Here is a 20,282-nt window from a genome sequence, read left to right on the forward strand (position 1 = left end):
CCCGCAGGGCCGCATCAGCCCTGCGGAACAACCGTGGGGCGCGTTCACCCCTCGGTTGCCCTGGTCTGGCCCCGGTTTGGCCGGGGCCAGACGTCGGTCAGACCGACGCGACGGCGGTCTGCGGTTGGGTGGGCCGGTGGTGCAGGGAGGCCAGGACGGACTGGTGGGTGATCCATCCGGCGAGGGTGGTGCGGTCGGTGTCCAGGACGGGCAGGCCGGCTCCGTTGCCGCCGACCAGGGAGTCCAGGGCGTCGGAGAGGTCGGTTTCGGTGGTGACGGTGCTCGGCAGGTGGGTGATGGTGGAGACGGTAGCGGCGTCGTGGGTGCCGTCGGCCAGGGTCTCGGCGGCGGTGCGGGCCGTGGCCGTACCCAGGTAGCGGCCCTCGGCGGTGACCACCGGCAAGACGCCGTGCGGTGAGGCGGCCAGGACGTCGGCCGCCCGGGCGAGCGTCATCGTCGCGGGCAGGGCCTGCGGGACGGGTTCCATGACCGCGCCGACCTTGATCCCGGCGAAGTGCGCGCCCGGGGCCTTCTCGTCGAGGTCGATGCCGCGCCGGCGCAGCTTCAGGCTGTAGATGGTGTCGCGGGTCAGCGCCCGGGAGACGCCGGTGGCCAGCACGATCGCGGTCATCAGCGGCAGGATGATGCTGTACTCGCCGGTGAGTTCGAACAGGATGATCACGGCGGTGATCGGTGCTCGCGCGGATCCGGCGAAGACCGCGCCCATGCCGATCAGCCCGTAGGCGCCGACCGGCCCGGCGACGCCGGGGACCAGGTCGTGCGCGGCTGCTCCGAAGGCGGAGCCGAGCATCGCGCCCATGAACAGCGAGGGCGCGAACACGCCGCCGGAGCCGCCGATCCCGATGGTCAGACTGGTCGCCACGATCTTCCCGAGCAGCAGGACGATCAGGAACCCGATCACGTACTTGCCCCCGACCGCGTTCTCCAGGACCGGGTAGCCCACCCCGTACATCTCGGGCAGGAGCAGCAGCAGGAGTCCCAGCAGCAGGCCGCCGATGGCGGGGCGGGCCCATTCGGGTCCGCGCCAGGCGGCGTCGCACAGGTCCTCGATCCGGTAGAGGACCTTGGTGAAGCCGACGCCGAGGGCCCCGGCGAGCAGGCCCAGTAGGGCGAACAGCAGGTACTGGCTGAGGTGCTGGACCTGAAAGGCAGGCAGGTGCAGGAAGGGGTTGTTGCCCAGGCACGCCCGCCCGATGACGGAGGCGGTCACGGAGGCCAGGACCACCATGCCGAAGGACTCGGCGGTGAAGTCCCGCAGGATCAGCTCCATCGCGAAGAACACCCCGGCCAGGGGGGCGTTGAAGGTGGCGGCGATGCCGCCGGCCGCGCCGCAGGCGACCAGGACCTTGAGCCGGTCCTCAGCCACCTTGACCCAGCCCCCGAGGCTGGAGCCGAGCGCGGAGCCGATCTGCACGATCGGGCCCTCGCGGCCGACCGAGCCGCCGCCGCCGATGCACAGCGCCGAGGCGAGGGACTTGACCAGGGCGACCTGCGGGGCGATCTTCCCGCCGCGCCGGGCCACCGCGAACATCACCTCGGGCACGCCATGGCCGCGTGCCTCACGGGCGTACCGCTGCACGAGAGGGCCGTAGACGAGTCCGGCCAGTACCGGGGCGAGCAGGACGAAGAAGCGCCCCAGCCACGGGACGTACGGGTTGGCGGCGTGCCCGGCGGCCGAGTAGTCCTCGTGCCCGGACAGCAGCAGGGTGAAGCCCTTGATCATCCATCGGAACGCGACCGCTCCCAGCCCGGCGCCCGCCCCCACCAGCAGGGCCAGGACCAGCAGGCCGCCCTTGGACTCGCGCAGCGCGGTCAGAGCGGCCGACAGGCCACGGGGCACGCGTGCGGCGGACGGGGGGGCGGGTATGGGTACGGCGGAGGTGGTTCCGGGGCTAGTCACCTTTGCATTATGCAAATAGATCGGGGTGTCGATGCAAGCCCCGCTCACCAGATGAGACCCTGCTCACCATGGGTACGCGTGCCCGGAGTCCGAATGAGAGCCCTGGTGTTCTCGATGGTCTGCGTCACGCTGTCCGCCGCCGGTCACACGATGGCGTCGGGTGTCCGCGTACAGCCGTGGGTGCTGCTCGCGAGTGGGGCCGGGGTCACAGTGATGGTGGCGCCGTCGGCCGGAGGCTAGATGATCGATTCCAAGGGGTCGGAGGGGATCAGCCACTTGGGTTGATCTGCAGCCGGAACGTCAGACCGACACTGATGGGTGCCACCATCCAGCGCAGCGCAGCGCACCGGTCGGTAGGTGGTGTGCGATGCGGGGCCCGGATTTGTTGTGCCGGCAGACATGCTCGTGCCGAGTTTGCGGTGTTCGTCAGCTGTTCAGTGCGCGTCCTCCGTCTACGAGGACACGCTGACCGGTGACGAAGCCCGCGCCTGGAGAGGCCAGGAAGCTGACCGCGTGGGCGATGTCCTCGGGTGTGCCCATCCTGCCCGCGGGCACTGAGGCCAGGTAGGCGTCCTTGTCCTGCGTTGTGACGTCAGCATGGCGCTCGACGGGGATGAACCCGGGTGCAACCGTGTTCACCGTGATGCCGAAGGGAGCGAGTTCGCGGGCCCAGCTGCGGGTGAGGCCGATCTGGGCGTTCTTGGCGGTGGCGTAGGCGGATCTGCCGACAGGTGGCCGGTCGACGACTTCGGAATCGATCGACACGATCCGGCCGTGCCGCCGCGCCCGCATCCCCGGGATGACTTCGCGTCCAAGCAGTACCGGGCTCCTGACGAAGAAGTCCAGCTGATCCAGGTGCTGCTGCCAGGCCACCTCGCCCAGCGGGGCCTCGGGCTGTGGTCCGGTCGCGTTCAGTACCAGCACCTGGACCGGGCCGAGCTCGCTTGTGATCGCGGCCACCAGCGCAGTGACCTGGCGCTCGTCGGTCACGTCGAAGCAGAAGGTGCCGGCGACCCCGCCCTCGCTGCGAATGGTGTCCGCAACCTGCCGAACCTGTCTGTCGTGCGGTGGGCTGGGCAGCCCGTTGACAGCGACCGCGTACCCGTCCCTGGCAAGTCGTCGGGCGATGGCGCGGCCCAGTCCTCGTGAACTGCCTGTCACGAGTGCGACCGGCAGCGCGCCGTCGCGGATCACCTCATCACGATTGCCCACCGGGTCATCCTGCCCCTGTCCACGCCCGGCGAATCGCCGGGCGCCGCGAAGCTCAGGCGATCCGGTGGCCGACAGCAGAGCGGCCCGGACCCGGGGGCTTTGCCCTTGACCGAGGACACCCTGATCATTGGATCGTGAAGATCCATAGGACAGGAGTTCCCGTTGGGAACGTCGAAGTACTCGCCTGAGTTTCGGGCCGATGCCGTCGCGCTGTACCGGGCCAGCCCCGGGCGTACGTATGCCGCGGTGGCCAGGGACCTGGGAGTGAACCACGAGACGCTGCGCGTGTGGGTGCGTGAGGCCGAGCAGGCCGCCGTGCCCGGCGCCGCGGAGGCGAGCGCCTTGGAGAGGGAGAACAGGCAGCTCAAGGCCCGGGTGAAGGAACTCGAGCTGGAACGGGAGATCCTGCACCGGGCAGCGAAGTATTTTGCGGGCGAGACGAACTGGTGAGCCGCTTCACGTTCGTTGCCGACCACCACAGCGCCTACGGCGTGAAGCGGCTGTGCAGGCTCCTGCACGTCTCCCGTTCCGGGTACTACCGCTGGCTGCGGGCCGCCCCGGCCCGCGCCGAGCGCGAGCACGCCGACCTGGCACTGACGGTTCGCATCGCCGAGATTCACCAGGAGTCCGACAGCACCTACGGCAGTCCCCGGATCACCGCCGAACTGCGCGAGGAGGGCCGGCCAGTGAACCACAAGCGCGTCGCACGGCTGATGCGCCACAGCGGGATCGTCGGGATCCATCTGCGGAAGAAGGTCCGCACGACCGTCCCCGCACCCGACGCGGTCCCGGTGCCGGACCTGCTCCAGCGCGACTTCACCGCGTCGGGACCGAACCAGAGATACGTCGGAGACATCACGTATCTCCCCGTCGGCGAGGGCCGCTTCCTCTACCTATAAGTTACGTGGAATCACGCTGACGGATGGATCTGCCGTCTGGGGCGGCACGGCGGGCCTGCTGTCGCGTTGAGCATGTTCGTGACGGTGTTGTCGGAGAAGTGGCCGGTCTTGGACCGGCATGCGCGGGCGGCCGAGTGGCTGCAGATCTGGTCGGACCTGGGCCGGGCGCCCCGGACGATCGATGCGTACGCCCGTGGTCTGGGCGAGTTCCTGCTGGCGTGCGAGCGGGACGGGAACGATCCGGAGAGAGTCAATCGGAGCCATATCGCTGCTTTTGTACGGGAGTTGAGGACCAGGCCAAGTCGCGGCGGATCGAATGTCCTGGCCCTGGACTCGGGGGCGGGTCTGTCCAATGCCACTTTGCAGCAGCGGCTGGTGCCGGTGAGGCTGTTCTTCGACTTCCTGGTCGAGGAAGGGGTGCGCGAGTCGAATCCGGTGGGCCGTGGCCGCTACACACCGGGGCGGGCAGGCGGCACCGGGGTCGCGCGGGGGCTGGTGCCGCGCATGGTCAAGCTGCCGTGGATCCCGGCCGAGGCCGAGTGGCTGCAGGTCCTGGACGTCTTCCGGGCCGAGCCGATCCGCAACCGGCTGATGCTGGCGGTGGCCTACGATGCGGCGCTTCGGCGGGAGGAGCTGTGCTCGCTGCGGACGGACGACATCGATCCGGCCCACCGCATGCTGCGGGTGCGGGCGGAGACCACCAAGACCCGCCAGGAGCGGATGGTGCCCTATTCGGCGTCCACCGGGGTGTTGCTGGGCGAGTACCTGCGCCACCGTGCCACGCTGTCGCGGGCCCGGGGACCGCTGTTCCTCTCGGAGTCGCGCCGCAATGCGGCACAGCCGCTGACCTTGTGGACCTGGTCGAAGGTCGTGCGCCGGATCGCGCTGGACGCCGAGGTGCCGCGCTTTTCCACCCACACCACCCGGCATCTGTGCCTGACGGACCTGGCCCGGATGGGCTGGGAACTGCACGCGATCGCGACCTTCGCCGGACACCGCAGCCCCGAGTCGACCCTGCGCTACATCCATCTGTCCGGCCGTGAACTGTCGGCTCGGCTGAACGCCTCGATGTCGCATCTGCACGCCTGGCGAATCGAGATGCTCACCGGCACGGAGAGGAACGCGAGGTGACCCTGCCGAAGATCGGCCCGCTTGCCGCCGGCCCGGTCGCCGCAGACGGCCGGCCGCAGTTGTTCGCCCTGGACCGTTTCGACCAGCGCCCGGGGCTGCTGGACCAGGAGGCTGCCGCCCTGGCAGCGCTGGACCTGCGGGCCCTGCGTCGTCAGCGGGCCCACGGCGGCATCCCGCGACGGACCGCTGTGCACTGGAGAGCACTGACCCGCCTGGTCGACCCCCTCGACCAGGCCCTTCACGCCCTGCACCACGACGATGAGGTCAATCTTCGCCGGGCCGGGGCACAGGCTGCGGCCGTCGTCTTGGCCAACTGCCGTGCAATGAACCGCTCGTGGTGGGGCTGGACACCCTGGGACTGGGCACGGTTGTGCTCCACCGGCAGCACCGCGTTCCGCACAGCACAGGAACTCCCGACAGACACTGCGACCCGCCCGTTCCTGATCTCCCTGGGCTATCTCCTCGGCGGCTTCACCGATTTCCAGCACCTGGGCCACTTCAACCGGCTCCACCTGGCCCAGCTCCTCTTCGGCCCCGAAGCCATCGAGGCGGCGATGGGCGAGGTCGCCGTGGTCGCGGACCGCTGGGGATACCGCAGCCACAATCGTGACGACGGCCGCTACCGGCTGCCCGGGGTCCTGGCCCAGGCCCTGCTGATCAACCGCAGCCCTCGCCTGGAGGACCTGACCACCGAGGTGTTCGCCCGCCTGCAGGCGCACCCGGCCACCGGCACCCGGTATGCGTCCGGGTTCTTTGCCCTGCAGAAGATCCTGGCCGACCTGGGGCACTGCCATGCCCCCGTCCGCCCCGGCTTCAACCACGCCCCGACCCTGGCCGGGGTCCCCGAGCCGTGGTCGGGCTATCTGCAGCGTTGGTACGACACCTCCGTCCTGACCGCGAACGTCCGCAACAACATCCGCACGAACATGGCCAAGGCCGGCCGCTGGCTGGCCGCCGAGCATCCCGAGGCCGTCGATCCGGCCCACTGGACCCGGGCGACCTGCGCGGACTGGGTCGCCGCGGTCGACAGGATGGCCGTCGGCGACTACGTCCAGCGCAGTGACCACCTCCACGACCGCCTCGGCGATCCGATCGCCCCGCGCACCAAGGCCCACATCCTCATGGGCACCCGCACATTCCTGCGTGACCTGCAGGAATGGGAATGGATGCCCCGCCGGTTCGACACCGCCCGGGCACTGGCGGTGCCCCGCACCATCGCCGCGCTGATCGCCACCGATCCCCGCGTCATCGCCGACGAGATCTGGGCCAAGCTGTTGTGGGCCGGGCTCAACCTCCAGGCCCCGGACCTGCCGGGCACCTCCGCCGGCAGCTACTACCCCCTCGAATTGATCCGCTCGCTCGCACTGACCTGGCTGTTCTCCGGTCTGAGGAGCGATGAGATCTCCCGGTTGCGGGTCGGCTGCGTCCGCTGGCAGCACGAGGGACAGCCCATCGACGGTGCCTCCCGCGAGGTCCTGGCCGACCAGGCCGTCTGCCTGCTCGACGTCCCGGTCAACAAGACCAACACCGCTTTCACCAAGCCCGTCGACCCGATCGTCGGCCAGGCCATCGAAGCCTGGCAGGCCCTGCGGCCCGCCCAGCCGAAGCGCCTCGATGCCAAGACCAGCGAACACGTCGACCTGCTCTTCTCCATCCGAGCCCACCCGGTCGCGAAGAACTACATCAACCGCACCCTGATCCCCTCGCTCTGCGAGAAGGCCGGAGTGCCCACCGCCGACGTCCGCGGCAACATCACCAGCCACCGGGCCCGATCCACCATCGCCAGCCAGCTCTACAACGCCAAGGAGCCGATGACCCTCTTCGAGCTGCAGGCATGGCTCGGCCACCGCAGCCCGGTCAGCACCCAGCACTACGCGAAGATCACCCCGAACACGCTGACCAGGGCCTACACCGAAGCCGGGTACTTCTCCCGCAACCTGCGGACCATCGAGGTCCTGGTCGACCGCGACGCCGTCGCCTCCGGCGCCGCCGCGGGCGGGGTGCCCTGGCAGCACTACGACCTCGGCCACGGCTACTGCACCTACAGCTTCTTCGAGCAGTGCCAGCACCGCATGGCCTGCGCACGCTGTGACTTCTACACCCCCAAGGACTCCACCCAGGCCCAACTCCTGGAAGCCAAGGCCAACCTGCAGCGGATGCTCGTCTCTATCCCGCTGACCGACGACGAACGCGCCGCCGTCGACGACGGACAGGCCGCTCTGGACGCACTCCTCGACCGCCTCGCCGAGACCCCTACCCCCGCCGGCCCCAGCCCTCTCGAGCTGAACCGACCGACCGCCTCCCGACTGCTACCCATCATCGAAGTCCGACAAGGCACCCAACGATGAAACCACAGGTCACAGATTCCACAGAATGGCAACGGTGTTGGACCTCTACTCCAAGCGCCTGGTGGGATGGTCGATCGCCGACCACATGCGCACCGGGCTGATAGCCGACGCCCTGCGGGCCGCCGCCGGCACCCGCGGCGGTGATCTGCGCGGAGCGATTTTCCACAGCGACAACGGGGCCCAATACGTCTCCAAGGAGTTCGCCGCCCTGTGCGGCGAGTTCGGCGTGGTCCGATCACGCGGGGCCGTCGGCACCAGCGCGGACAACGCCGCCGCGGAGTCGTTCAACGCCAGCCTGAAACGCGAGACCCTTAAAGGCGCCAAACGCTGGCCCGGTGCCCGCGCCGCCCGCCTGGACGTGTTCCGCTGGCTGACCCGCTACAACACCCGGCGACGGCACTCCGCCCTTGGCCAGCAGAGCCCGGTCACCTACGAACAACGATCAACTACGCTGACCCTCGCCGCATGACGCCCGGTGTCCTCGAGCAAGGGTGAAGCCCCCGTGGTGAAGTGAAGCCGGCCGGCCCGAACCGCTGTCGAGCCGATGATCAGCCGCACAGGTCGGTGGAATCGTAGGCGGTCAGTGATCGCAGGACGGGCTGGCTGGTGTGCTGGTTGTGCCAGACGGCGGCGGTCAGCGCGAGGATCCGCTGGAGCACGCGGACGATCACGCCGCCGGGGTTTCGGCCGCGATGCCGTTCGAGGTCGAGCTGGCCCTTGAAGGTCTCGTTGACTGTGGACTCCCTCGTCTCATGCGCGCAGGCCTTGGAATCGATCATCTCGCGCTCGCTCGTCGCGATCCCCGGCTCCCTGCTCGGCACCGCTTTGGGCCTGCATGTGCCCTTCTGCCTCGGGCAGTTGAAGGCATCACCCGTATCGGCGGCCAGCCGCGCCGCAATGGGCTCATTGGCTGCGCGACCGCTGTGCGGCCTCGATCAGACGAAGCTGTCCCCGGCTGCGCTGGGGACACCTCGTCCGGGCCTTCGGCCTTGATCCCTCCTCCCTGTCCGCGGGCAATCAGCTCATCCAGGAATCCGCGGACCACGTCGGCGGACGACATTGCTGGTGACCGGCGCCGCTCACCTCTCTCCGGTCTCCGGTCGTCAGCCGACAGCAGTCTCCGGTTGTGCGGTGTCCGCGGTCGAGGCGTCCGGGATGGCCTTGACCGAGTCGAGCAGCAGCTGGGCCACGTCGACCACCCGCAGGGTCTCCTTCGCGGCGCCCTCGCTCTTCTTGCCGTTGGCCGAGTCGGAGAGCATCACCAGGCAGAACGGGCAGGCGGTGGAGATGATGTCGGGGTTGAGCGACAGCGCCTCGTCCACGCGCTCGGTGTTGATCCGCTTGCCGATCCGCTCCTCCATCCACATCCGCGCTCCGCCGGCGCCGCAGCAGAAGCCGCGCTCCTTGTGGCGGTGCATCTCCTCGTTGCGCAGTCCGGGGACGGCGGCGATGATCTCGCGCGGCGGGGTGTAGACCTTGTTGTGCCGACCCAGGTAGCAGGGGTCGTGGTAGGTGATCAGGCCCTCGACCGGGTTGACCGGCACCAGCCTGCCCTCGTCCACCAGGTGTTGCAGCAGCTGGGTGTGGTGGATCACCTCGAAGTGACCGCCGAGCTGCGGGTACTCGTTGGCGATGGTGTTGAAGCAGTGCGGGCAGGTGGCGACGATCCGCTTGACCGGGGCGTCCTCCAGCACCGTGTTCAGGGTCTCGACGTTCTGCGCGCCGAGCATCTGGAACAGGAACTCGTTGCCCAGGCGGCGGGCGGAGTCGCCGGTGCAGGACTCCTCCTTGCCGAGGATCGCGAACTTCACTCCGGCGGTGTGCAGCAGCTCGGCGAAGGCCTTGGTGGTCTTCTTCGCCCGGTCCTCCAGCGCGCCGGCGCAGCCGACCCAGTACAGGTACTCGACCTCGGCCGGTTCGATGTCCTCGCCGATGACCGGGACCTCGATGCCGGTCTCCTTCTTCAGCTCCTTGACCCAGTCCAGCCGGGCCTTGGTGGCCATGCCCCACGGGTTGCCCTTGTTCTCCAGGTTCTTCAGCATCGTCCCGGCCTCGGTCGGGAACGAGGACTCGATCATCACCTGGTAGCGGCGCATGTCGACGATGTGGTCGATGTGCTCGATGTCCACCGGGCACTGCTCGACGCAGGCGCCGCAGGTGGTGCAGGACCACAGCACGTCCGGGTCGATGACGCCGTTCTCTTCGGCGGTGCCGATCAGCGGGCGCTCGGCCTCGGCCAGCGCCGCCGCCGGGACGCCGGCCAGCTGCTCGGCGGTGGCCTTCTCGTTGCCCTCGGCGTCCTTGCCGCCGCCCGCCAGCAGGTAGGGGGCCTTGGCGTAGGCGTGCTCCCGCAGGTTCATGATCAGCAGCTTGGGGGAGAGCGGCTTGCCGGTGTTCCAGGCGGGGCACTGCGACTGGCAGCGTCCGCACTCGGTGCAGGTGGAGAAGTCCAGCAGGCCCTTCCAGGAGAACTCCTCGACCTGGGAGACCCCGAAGACCGCGTCGTCGGCCGGGTCCTCGAAGTCGATCGGCTGGCCGCCGGAGGTCATCGGCCGCAGTGCGCCGAGGGCGACGCCGCCGTCCTGCTCGCGCTTGAAGAAGATGTTGAAGAAGGCCAGGAAGCGGTGCCAGGCCACGCCCATCGAGGGGTTGAGGCCGATGGTGATCGCCCAGGTGAAGGAGATCGTGATCTTCAGCATCGCGAACAGCCAGATCAGGTTGTGAAGCGCCTGCGTGCTCAGCCCTGTGAAGGCGAGGACCAGTGGGTAGCTGGCCGCGTAGGCCGGCCCGTAGCCGGTGACACCTTCCTGTGCGCCCTCCAGGCCGCCGAGCACCAGGATGCAGATGCCAATGCTCAGGACGACGTACTCGACGAAGAACGCGTGCCAGGCGATGGAGCCGGCGAAGCGGCTCTTGCGCCCGGCCCGCCCGGGCAGCGACAGCAGCCGGACCACGATCAGCACCAGGATGCCGAGCGTCGTCAGCAGCCCGACAGCCTGCTCGAAAAGCTCGTACGGCCACCAGTGCCCGATGATCGGCAGCGCGAAGCTCGCGTCGAAGAGCTGCCCGAACGCCGTGACCAGGGTCAGGATCAGGCAGAAGAAGCCGGTGGCGACGAACCAGTGGGCCACGCCGACGACGCCCCAGGTGGTCATCCGGGTGTGGCCGAAGAACTCCTTGGCGACGGTCTTCACGCGCTCCACGGGGTTCCCGGTGCGGGCTCCGGCCGGTTCGTCGGCGCCGAGTTTGACGAAGGTGTAGATGTACAGGGCGGCGCGCGCTGCGAGCGCGGTTCCGACCAGTGTCGTGACCAGTGAGATCACGATTGCGGCGAGCTGCATCGGCGCTTTTCCCTCGGGTTGCGGGCGGATGGTGCACACGGCGCGTGACGCTTCGGTCCCGGGCGCGTCCTGACGGCCGCCAATAATACTGGCTGGTAACTTGACTTGGTGGGGGGTGCCGCCACTGCCCCGACGAAGGCCATGCGGACGGCGAAGACGCCCTCCGTCGGAGTGGGGGCGTCAGGGGCCGCGGCGTGCCTGCTCCTTGGCTCCGGCCACGGGGATGATCTCGGCGAAGGGGATGAAGTCGTGGCCGACGCGGTAGTAGTCGTCCGGGCTCGCGTCGGTCGTGATGCCGCACAGGCCCATGAGTCGACGGGCGGCGCGCGGGTGCTCCTGCGCGTAGCGGGCCATGGCCTGGCCTGACTCCGGCGGGGCCAGGGCCAGGGCCGTGGCCGGGGTGCGCCGCCGCCCGATCTGCAGGGTCACCCGGGGGCTGTCGCAGATGTTGCGGTACCACTGCGAGGTGGGGCCGAAGCCTGAGGCCACGACGCACTGTCCAGTCGCCGGGTCGCGGTCCACGACCTCCAGGACGACCTGCCGCGGCTGTCCGCTGATCCGGCCGGTATGGCCGAGCAGACAGAACCGGCCGCCCAGGACCCAACCCAGGTGCCAGCGGTACAACTGCACCGGGGCGCGGAACAGGTGACGGCGCCACCCTGTCGGAGGCGGTACGTTCTTGGCTTTGCTCGCCATCGGACTCCCTTGGACGCCGAGGATGCTTGGGCCCGGTGACGCGCCTGCGCGGGCGGGCGGCACCCCGGTGGCACGGGCCGACCGACCCCCATCTATTGTTGCACCATGCAAAGGGATCGGGGAGGGCGACCGCTGGACCGGTCGCTTCCTGGGCCTGTGGGCGGCGTGCGGGGACGGCGGGCGCGATGAGCGTGGCGGCGCGCGCCGGCGTGGACATGAGGCTGCTGAGGGCTGTGACGTTCTCCGGGGTCTGTGTCACGTTGTCCGCTGCCGGGCATGAGGTGGCCTCGGGTGCCCCGATACCGCTGTGGGCTCTGGCGATCGGCTTGGCCGGCGTGCTGGCGCTGGTGGTACCGCTGGCCGGGCGCGAGCGCTCGCTGCCGCAGATCGCCACTGCCCTGCTGGGCGGGGAGTTGGGCCTGCACCTGGTGTTCTGTCTGGGGCAGGTGCAGTCCGTCACCCAGTCCGACGGCGCTGTGGCACTGAACACGGCGGCCGGACGGCTGCTGTGCAACCTCGATCTGGCCCACCTGAGCCAAGCCGATCTGGCCCGGATCGTTCACGCCTCCGGTCTGGGCCAGGCCCAACTGTCCGGCGGCATGCCCGGTATGGGCGGCAGCACAGCGGGGGCGGCGCACGCGATGGGGGTGGGCATGATGCTCACCCCGGCGATGTTCGGTGCGCACTTGGCCGCCGCCCTGCTCATGGGCTGGCTGCTGCGCTGCGGAGAGTCCGCGCTGTGGCGCATTGTCCGGCTCGCCCGCTACGGGGCCGAGCAGGTGACCGCGTTGCTGCCGCTGGCCGGTGTGCTGGCGGCACTCCACGCGCTGGCGCGGATGACCAGGCTGCTGGGCCTTGAGCAAGGGCTCGCCCGGCGGTGGAACCGCGCCGACTGGGCGCCCCGGCGGCTGCCGTCACCGGGTCTGCACTACAGCGTCATCCGCCGTGGTCCACCGGTAGGGATGTGCGTGACGCTCTGAGCGTCGCCTGCCCGTGCCCGCCGTGAACCAGGGCCCGCCGCAGCGGCGACCGGTCGGCACGCCTCCTTCGCCGGCTCTTGCCGCGTCGCGCCGCGTGTCACCCCGCTCTGCCGCAGTGCGGCACCCCGGGCCGCGAAGTCGCCCGCGGGTCGGCAGCTGCCTTCGACCGCCCGAACCCACACGCAGTAGTCCCGCCACGCCGCGCATCCGCAGGTTGCCGCGGCGCGGTGGAGCACACTCGAAACCGGAGCTCTCCATGCGTATCCCCCTGCCACGGGCACGCCGTCTGGCCGCTGTTGCGGCCCTGTCCTCCATGGCGGCCCTCACCCTGACCGCCTGCGGTTCCTCCCCGACCGGCCCGGCTGCCGTCGTGGACTCCGCACCGTCCACCGCTGCCGACGGCGCGATCCCGCTGTCCCCGGCGTTCGCCAAGCCGAGCCTGGTCCTGACCGACCAGCACGGCCAGCCCTACAACCTCGACCGGGAGACCGCGGGCAAGCCGCTGCTGCTGTACTTCGGCTACACCCACTGCCCCGACATCTGCCCCACCACCATGGCCGACCTGGCCGTCGCCGAGCAGTCGCTGCCCAAGGCGGAGCGGCAGGAGCTGCAGGTGGTGTTCGTCAGCACCGACCCCGTGCGTGACACCCCGCAGCGGCTCGCCCAGTGGCTGGACGCCTTCAACCCCGCGTTCATCGGCCTGACCGGGGACTTCGCCACGATCCAGACCGCCGCCCGCAGCGTCGGGGTCGCCGTCTCGCCGCCGGTCAAGAACGCCGACGGGAGCTACACCGTCACGCACGGGGCCGAGGTGCTGGTGTTCTCCCCGAAGGACGACAAGGCCCACCTGCTGTTCCCCTCCGGGGTCTCCGCCCAGCAGTACGCCGCCGCGCTGCCCACGCTCATCAAGGGAGGCACCCTGTGAACCGCCCGACCCTGACCACCGTTGTTCTGGGCGCGCTGCTGACGGCCGCCGCACTGGCCGGGTGCTCCGGTTCGCCGTCGGCCCACCAGGGTTCGGCCGCACCGCGGTTGAAGATCAGCGGTGCGTATGTGACCCAGCCCCCGATGTCGGACATGACCGCCGGCTACTTCACCCTGACCAACACCGGCGCCGCCCCCGACAAGCTCACCGGGGTGACCAGCAGCTTCGCCTCCGATATATCCATGAACACCACGAACGCCACGGGCCAGATGCTGGCCGCCGCCTCGTTCACCGTCCCCGCCCACGGAACGCTGGTGTTCCGCACCGGCGCCGACCATCTGATGATCATGGGCATGCGGCACAAGCCCGTGGTCGGCGAAACCGTCCCGCTGGAGCTGCACTTCACCACCAGCGCCCCGATCACCGTCCAGGTGCCGGTCGAACCGCTCACCTACCAGCCCGCCAACTGACCCACGGCGCAGCCGCGACCCGGTCGGCCCGGCCCGGACCCTGTCCTGGCCGGGCCGACCGGGCACCCCATCACCCTCCATCCAGACAGGGGACATCACGATGAGCAGCCATGAGATCTCCCGGCGGAAGCTGCTGGGTACCGCCGGGCTGGCGGGCGCTGCGGGCCTGGCCGTCGGCGGCGGCACGGGTACCGCGGTCGCCCGGGCCGTCGGCGACCACCCCACGCCGCTGACCGCGGTCGGCACCGACGCCGTCCCGTTCCACGGCACCCACCAGGCCGGAATCACCACCACGCTGCAGACGATCGGCCACCTGGCCGCCTTCGACCTGGACCCCGCCTCGGGGCGCACCGAAGCCGCCGCGCTCCTGTGCCGCTGGAGCACAGCGGCCGAGGCGATGACCGCCGGACGCCCGCCCGCCGACGACGACCAGATCGCGCTGGACGCCGGACCCTGCTCGCTGACGGTCACCTTCGGCTTCGGCGCCTCCTTCTTCCCCAAGACCGGCCTGTCCGACCGGGCTCCGGCCGCCCTGGTCCCGATGCCGCCCTTCCCCTCCGACGCGCTGGAACCCGCCCAGAGCAACGGCGACCTGTGGATCCAGATCGGCGCCAACGACCCCCTGGTCGCCTTCCACGCCCTGCGCACCCTGCAGACCCAGGCCCAGGGCACGGCCTCCCTGCGCTGGCAGATGAACGGCTTCAACCGCACCCCCGGCGCCACCGCCCGCCCGATGACGGTCCGCAACCTCATGGGCCAGATCGACGGCACCGACAACCCCCAGTCCACCGACAAGGACTACGACTCCCTGGTCTTCGCCCCGGCCGCCACCGGCCCCGGCGCCTGGATGAACGGCGGCTCCTACGCCGTCGTCCGCCGCATCCGCATGCTCCTGGACCCCTGGCAGAACCTCGACACCGCACAGCAGGATCAGGTCATCGGCCGACGCAAGGACAACGGCGCACCCCTGTCCGGAGGCACCCAGACCACCCCGATCGACCTCGACAAGGTCAACGCCGACGGCTCCCTCGCCATCGCCCCCGACGCCCACATCCGGGTCGCCGCCGCCCAGTCCAACGGCGGCGCCGCCATGCTGCGCCGCGGCTTCTCTTACCACGACGGCTACGACTCCGACGGCACCCCCGACGCCGGACTGCTCTTCATCGCCTGGCAGGCCGACCCCTCCACCGGCTTCATCCAGGTCCAGCGCAAACTCGACGGCGCCGACCAACTCACCCGCTTCATCCGCCACGAGTCCAGCGCCGTCTTCGCCGTCCCCGGCGGGGCGCCCCCGGGAGGCTACGTCGGCCAGGACCTGTTCGAGGGCTGACACCGCACCCCCACCCGCCCCCTCCATCAGCAGGAAAGAAGACACCCATGGCCCTCCCGGCCGGATCCGCCCTCAGCCTCGCGATGCCGCCCATGCCCGGCATGCGGATGCCCTCGACCATGAGCGGACCGATGTGGATGCCCGATGCGCCCCCCACACTCGCCCGGCTGCTGGCCTGGCACCCGCAGCCGGTCCCGGTCGAACCCGTGGCCTGCGCACTGCTGCTGGCGGCGTACGCGCTGGCGGTGGTCCGGCTGCGCCGCCGCGGCGACCGCTGGCCGATCGGCAGGTGCGTGGCCTGGCTGCTGGGAGTGGCCAGCATCTCGGCTGTGACCTGCACCGGGGTCGGCGGCTACGGCATGGAACTGTTCAGCGTCCACATGGTCCAGCACATGGTCCTGTCCATGCTCTCGCCGATCCTGCTCCTGCTGGGCGCGCCGGTCACCCTCGCGCTGCGGACCCTGCCGTCGGCGCGGCGCGGGCGCAGGGGCCCGCGCGAGCTGCTGGTGCGGTTCCTGGGCAGCCGGGTGGCCCGGGTGGTCTCCTCGCCGCTGTTCAGCCTGCCGCTGTTCATCGCCAGCCTGTACGGGCTGTACTTCACCCCGCTGTTCGACTGGCTGATGCGCAGCTGGTGGGGGCACGAGTTCATGCTGGTGCACTTCCTGGCGGTGGGGATGCTGTTCTTCTGGCCGGTCATGGGCATCGACCCGGCACCGCACCGGCCAGGCCACCTGATCCGGATGCTGGAGCTGTTCCTCGGCATGCCCTTCCACGCCTTCTTCGGCATCGACGTGATGATGTCAAGCGGCCTGATCACCACCTACTACGCCCACCCGCCGGCCGCCTGGCACTACGACGTCCTGGCCGACCAGAAGACCGGCGGCGGCATCGCCTGGGCCTTCAGCGAGATCCCCACCCTGCTGGTGCTGCTCGCGCTGCTCGCCCAGTGGTCCGCCAGCGAGGCCCGCACCGCCCGGCGCTCGGACCGGCGTGCCGAACGCGACCAGGACGCCGAACTGAGCGCCTACAACGCCTACCTGGACCGCCTCGCCCACCAGGGACAACCGCCCGCAGCCTGACCGGCGCCCCGGCTGGCCGGGGACCCGGGTCCCGCTCCTTGTCTGAGCCGTTCTCGGCCGGATCAGACCGACACCGGCAACGGCTGCTCGGCCAGCTGCTCAGTGCCGCGCCGCAGATCGTCCAGGAACAGCTGGGCCAGTTCGCCGCTGAATCCGTGCCGCACGACGACCCGCAGCACGGCCAGTTCCTCCCGGTTCTTCGGGAAGGTGTAGGCGGGGACCTGCCAGCCTCGTTCCCGCAGCGCGCGCGAGACCTCGAAGACGGTGAACCCCTCGGTGTCAGCGTCCAGATGGAAGGCCAGGACCGGCAGTTGTGCTCCGTCGCCCAGGAGGTTCGGCCGCCCACACGGCTCACCAGCTGCCCGACGCCGCTGCTGCCACCGGGTCTTGAGAGCCAGCCCGGCCAGCATGGTGGCCTCGCTGGAACCGGTGGTGGAGCAGCCGACAGTGCAGCCCGGGTCCGGCGCGCGCCACAACCGCGCGATCATCCGCACGCAGCGCTCCTCCATGGCCGCGGTCTGCGGGTACTCCTCGCGGTCCACAGCGTTCTTCGCCAGCGACCCGTTCATCAGCGCCTGGGCCTGGGGCTCCATCCAACTGGTCGCGAAGGTAGCCAGGTTCAGCCGCGCGTTGCCGTCCAGCATCAGCTCGTCGTGCACCAGCCGGTACGCGGCCTCGGGCTCCATCTCCTCGGCCGCCAACTCGGTACGCCCCGGACGCAGCACCTCCTGGCGTCCCGGGACGGTCGGCTGATGGTCGTCGCAGGTGCAGCTGGGAGGGCAGACGGCATGTCGCAGCGCCATGTGCGGGTCCTTCCTGAAAGAGCGGAACCCTGCGGTGCAGGGGGACAGGCAAGGACGCTACGCCGCGGTTCGTACGCACTCAGACAGATTTGATCTGGTTTACAGGCTTATTGCCGAGTAAAGGGCGCGGCTTTCCCTGGCGTACGCCCCTCGGGGGAGTCCTGCGGTGCCCGACGTCCTGTCATGCGCGCCGCTGGAGCTCTTGTTCTCCTTCCGCGACGGGCGCGTCGCCGGTTGGGTGGGGCACGAGGACGTCGACGCGGTCCCCGGGGATGAGGGTGGTACCGGGTTTGATGTCGCCCAGTTGGTGGTCACGGATGAGGGCGACGGGCAGGTGCCCGGGCGGCCAGTGCACATCGGCGACTTTGCGTCCGGCTGCGGCCGAGTCGTGGGCGACGGTGAACTCGACGACCTGGTAGCCCGCCAGTTGGGTGCGCGGGTCGTGGTCGGCCTGGTCAGGGTGCGGGGTGGCCCATTCGGCTGAGAGGTGTCCGGCTTCGATGCCGGCGGTGGCGGTGGCGATCTGGGCTGCGATCGCGCGCAGCAGGTGCTGGTCGGTGAGCCAGCCCTGCAGGTGCTGTCCGTCGGTGGATATGACGGGCAGTCCGTCGTGCCCGTAGAGCACGAGCTGTCTCAGCGACTGCTCCAGGCTCTCGTTGGCGAACACGACCTGGGGCGTGCGCGTGCGGGTGACCGGACCGAGAAGGGCGGTCAGGGCCGGACCGCCGCTACCGTTGCCGTCGGCACGGGCTGCGGTGTTCAGCGGTTTCAGGAAGGGGTGCATCGCGTCGGCTGCGGTCAGGCCCAGGAAGACCTGTCCGGGTGTCTGGCGTTCGATGTCGGTGCCGCGGCGCAGCAGCTTGGTGGTGTAGATGGTGCCGTAGCTCAGGGTCCGGGAGATCGTCGAGGCGATGGACACCGCCAGCATGACGGGAAGGGCGAGGGTGAAGTCGCCGGTCATCTCCACCACGCTGGCCAGCGAGGTCAGCGGTGCGCGGGTGGCGGCGGCGAAGACCGCGCCCATGCCGACCACCGCGTACAGGGCGGGCTGTCCCGCAGCCGGGCCCAGCAGGTGGTCGGCCGTCTCGCCGAAGGCCATGCCGGAGGTGGCACCGATGAACAGCGACGGGGCGAACACCCCGCCGGAACCGCCGATGCCGATGGTCAGGCTGGTCGCGACGATCTTCCCCGCGGCCAGCAGGACCAGGAACCAGATCGCGTAGTCGTGGTCCACGGCCTTGTACATGACCTGGTAGCCCACCCCGTACATCTGCGGCAGGGCCAGCAGCAACAGGCCCAGGGCAATGCCGCCGACGGCCGGGCGGGCCCATTCGGGGCGGCCTCCCCACAGCCGGTCGCAGATGTCCTCGGTCTTGTACAGGACGGTCTTGAACGCCAGCCCGATGAGCGCGGCCAGCACCGCGAGCAGGGCCACCAGCAGGTAGTTGTAGGTGTGGTGCAGGGCGATCCCGCTCGGCAGCCCGGAGAAGAAGGGGGCGCTGCCGAAGACGGCACGGCCGATGACGTCGGCGACCATCGAGGACAGCATGACCGTGAAGACCGCCTCGGCGGAGATCGACCCCAGGATCAGTTCCGCCCCGAAGAACACCCCGGTGATGGGCGCGTTGAAGGTCGCCGAGATCGCCCCGCCGGCTCCGCACGCGACCAGGATCCGCAGCCGCTGCTCCGGCATGCGCACCCACTGGCCGAGGCTGGAGGCCATGGCCGAGCCGATCTGCACGATCGGCCCCTCGCGGCCCACCGACCCTCCGACGCCGATGCACAGCGCGGAGGCGAGTGCTTTGACCAGGCTGACCTGCGGCCGGATCCGGCCGCCGTTCTCCGCGACCGCGATCATCACCTCGGGCACGCCGTGTCCGCGCGCCTCGGGCGCGAACCGGTTGATCAGCGGCCCGTACAGCAGCCCGCCGACCACCGGGACGACCACGAAGAACCCCAGCCCCAAGAACTCCAGGTGGGTGCTGTCGACCCGCCCCTGCTGGCCGAACTGCGTGTGTCCGGTGGCCAGCCAGGTGAACCCGTAGATCAGATAGCGGAACACCACCGCGCCCAGACCCGCCCCGGCGCCGATGACGACCGCGACGAAGAGCAGACCGAGCCGGGTTCCCCGCAGCCAGCCCGCCGCACGCCTGGTCACTATGGACAGCGCCGAGCCGGCTTCGAGGTCCTGTGTCGTCGTCGAGGAGGTACCGGACTGCTCTTGGGTTGCCACTCGCCATTCACCTCCAGCACGCAGACTTGCTCTTCGAGGGGAGTGCGGCACCGACCAGGGTGGGGGAGCAGCGGATACGACGCCCCGACGGGCACGTGCCCGGCCTGTTGGCGGTCCTGATGCACTGGGTGCCCGACATCGTCGGCTGTGGTCGGTGGGGCCCAGAAGCGCCAGGCCCATTGCATCAACATACTATTGCATTATGCAAAATAATACAGGCCGCCCACTACTGGACTCCTCAGCTATCCTCTGTTAAGGCCCGATCGGCAGCCCCCCGGTGGGCGGTGTCGGGTGCGCAAGGGCGGCCCCGCCAGTGCCCTGCGGCGTGGCGGGCGCCCGCTGGCGATTTCCTTTGCCTAGTGCAATGATGATGGCGGTCGGCCGGGCTGCGCCCCAGTCTCCGTGGAATGCCGCCGCTGCGGCCGAGGGCTGCCCGCGGTCTCCGGGGGCCTGGACAGTGTCGGAGCGCGACCGACGCCCACGCGGTGCCGGCCGCGGGCACGGGAGGGTGCATGGGCCTGTCGGAGGATGACCGCCGTGCTCTGCGGGACATCGAGCAGGGACTGGACACGCAGGATCCGCACCTGGCGTTCCTGCTCTCCTCGCTCGGCCGGGAACGGCCCCTGTGTACCCTGATCCGTGTCCTGCTGCCCAGCCCACGCGTCTGGTGGTTGGCAGCCACAACGCTCCTCAGCATCACGCTGCTGGCAGCGTCCACGAGCACGCGGAACTGGTACCTGGCCATCGCCGGCGCTGCCGCGGCTGCGCTCGGAATACTCCCGGAGGTCCGACTGCCAAGGCGCTGGACCGGCAACCGCCGGAGCCGGTGACCGCTGGCGGACAGGCATGCCCCCAGCCGCTCGCATCGGCCGGTCGCCCTTCGCATGTCCCACAGCCGAGTCTGACTGACCAGC

At 70.1% G+C, this 20,282-nt stretch carries 14 protein-coding genes and 3 pseudogenes; 10 read left to right on the forward strand and 7 right to left on the reverse strand.

The annotated features are described in order from the left end of the window. Positions 1–97: 97 nt before the first annotated feature. Both GXW83_RS02380 and GXW83_RS02385 read right to left on the reverse strand, forming a co-directional pair. Entirely contained in the window at positions 98–1,804 is a 1,707-nt protein-coding gene (locus GXW83_RS02380; protein ID WP_225447417.1) for a chloride channel protein, read from the reverse strand. Positions 1,805–2,347: 543 nt separating this feature from the next. Then, positions 2,348–3,133 carry an SDR family NAD(P)-dependent oxidoreductase gene (locus GXW83_RS02385; RefSeq protein WP_225446701.1) on the reverse strand — a complete coding sequence of 262 codons (786 nt, stop codon included), beginning with the start codon at positions 3,131–3,133 and terminating at the stop codon, positions 2,348–2,350. A 162-nt stretch (positions 3,134–3,295) separates the two neighbouring features. Here GXW83_RS02385 and GXW83_RS33695 point away from each other — a divergent pair. The 4 genes and pseudogenes from GXW83_RS33695 to GXW83_RS02410 all read left to right on the forward strand — a co-directional run. Continuing rightward, positions 3,296–4,029, forward strand: a pseudogene (locus GXW83_RS33695) (IS3 family transposase); the annotation flags it as partial. 75 nt (positions 4,030–4,104) lie between these two features. Further along, a complete protein-coding gene (locus GXW83_RS02400; RefSeq protein WP_182441214.1) occupies positions 4,105–5,163 on the forward strand; it encodes a site-specific integrase in 1,059 nt (352 codons plus the stop codon). Then, entirely contained in the window at positions 5,160–7,511 is a 2,352-nt protein-coding gene (locus GXW83_RS02405) for a site-specific integrase (RefSeq protein WP_225446702.1), read from the forward strand. The genes GXW83_RS02400 and GXW83_RS02405 overlap by 4 nt, the downstream gene beginning before the upstream one ends. After that, positions 7,465–7,980: pseudogene (locus tag GXW83_RS02410) on the forward strand (transposase); the annotation flags it as partial. The gene GXW83_RS02405 and the pseudogene GXW83_RS02410, both read left to right, overlap by 47 nt. 79 nt (positions 7,981–8,059) lie before the next feature. Here GXW83_RS02410 and GXW83_RS02415 read toward each other — a convergent pair. The 3 genes and pseudogenes from GXW83_RS02415 to GXW83_RS02425 all read right to left on the reverse strand — a co-directional run. Further along, a pseudogene (locus GXW83_RS02415) lies at positions 8,060–8,248 on the reverse strand (IS982 family transposase); the annotation flags it as partial. A 366-nt stretch (positions 8,249–8,614) separates the two neighbouring features. Further along, a complete protein-coding gene (locus GXW83_RS02420; RefSeq protein ID WP_182441215.1) occupies positions 8,615–10,852 on the reverse strand; it encodes a (Fe-S)-binding protein in 2,238 nt (745 codons plus the stop codon). 180 nt (positions 10,853–11,032) lie between these two features. Next, a complete protein-coding gene (locus GXW83_RS02425; RefSeq protein WP_182441216.1) occupies positions 11,033–11,548 on the reverse strand; it encodes a nitroreductase family deazaflavin-dependent oxidoreductase in 516 nt (171 codons plus the stop codon). Positions 11,549–11,874: 326 nt separating this feature from the next. Between GXW83_RS02425 and GXW83_RS02430 the strand changes: the two genes are divergently transcribed. The 5 genes from GXW83_RS02430 (at position 11,875) to GXW83_RS02450 (ending at position 16,332) form a co-directional block, all read left to right on the forward strand. After that, entirely contained in the window at positions 11,875–12,528 is a 654-nt protein-coding gene (locus GXW83_RS02430; RefSeq protein ID WP_182441217.1) for a hypothetical protein, read from the forward strand. 256 nt (positions 12,529–12,784) lie between these two features. Then, positions 12,785–13,453: an SCO family protein gene (locus GXW83_RS02435; RefSeq protein WP_182441218.1), complete on the forward strand. Its 669-nt coding sequence runs from the start codon at positions 12,785–12,787 to the stop codon at positions 13,451–13,453. Beyond that, positions 13,450–13,923 carry a copper chaperone PCu(A)C gene (locus GXW83_RS02440; RefSeq protein WP_225446703.1) on the forward strand — a complete coding sequence of 158 codons (474 nt, stop codon included), beginning with the start codon at positions 13,450–13,452 and terminating at the stop codon, positions 13,921–13,923. Before GXW83_RS02435 ends, GXW83_RS02440 begins: the two co-directional genes overlap by 4 nt. Before the next feature lie 100 nt (positions 13,924–14,023). Next, entirely contained in the window at positions 14,024–15,253 is a 1,230-nt protein-coding gene (gene efeB / locus GXW83_RS02445) for an iron uptake transporter deferrochelatase/peroxidase subunit (protein WP_182441219.1), read from the forward strand. Positions 15,254–15,372: 119 nt separating this feature from the next. Next, on the forward strand, positions 15,373–16,332 hold the full coding sequence (locus tag GXW83_RS02450) for a cytochrome c oxidase assembly protein (RefSeq protein WP_225446704.1): 960 nt from the start codon (positions 15,373–15,375) through the stop codon (positions 16,330–16,332). A 62-nt stretch (positions 16,333–16,394) separates the two neighbouring features. Here GXW83_RS02450 and GXW83_RS02455 read toward each other — a convergent pair whose 3' ends face one another. Further along, the gene (locus GXW83_RS02455) at positions 16,395–17,135 is read right to left on the reverse strand and encodes a pyridoxal-dependent decarboxylase (protein WP_182441220.1); all 741 of its coding nucleotides are present in this window, start codon (positions 17,133–17,135) and stop codon (positions 16,395–16,397) included. Positions 17,136–17,316: 181 nt separating this feature from the next. Continuing rightward, complete coding sequence (locus GXW83_RS02460) at positions 17,317–19,368, reverse strand: chloride channel protein (protein WP_225446705.1); 2,052 nt, start codon at positions 19,366–19,368, stop codon at positions 17,317–17,319. A 512-nt stretch (positions 19,369–19,880) separates the two neighbouring features. Between GXW83_RS02460 and GXW83_RS02465 the strand changes: the two genes are divergently transcribed. Then, positions 19,881–20,198, forward strand: coding sequence for a DUF3040 domain-containing protein (locus GXW83_RS02465; RefSeq protein WP_182441222.1), 318 nt, complete (start codon positions 19,881–19,883; stop codon positions 20,196–20,198). Positions 20,199–20,282 lie beyond the last annotated feature (84 nt).

Origin of the sequence: Streptacidiphilus sp. PB12-B1b, assembly GCF_014084125.1 — a bacterium.
Taxonomy (GTDB): Bacteria; Actinomycetota; Actinomycetes; order Streptomycetales; family Streptomycetaceae; genus Streptacidiphilus.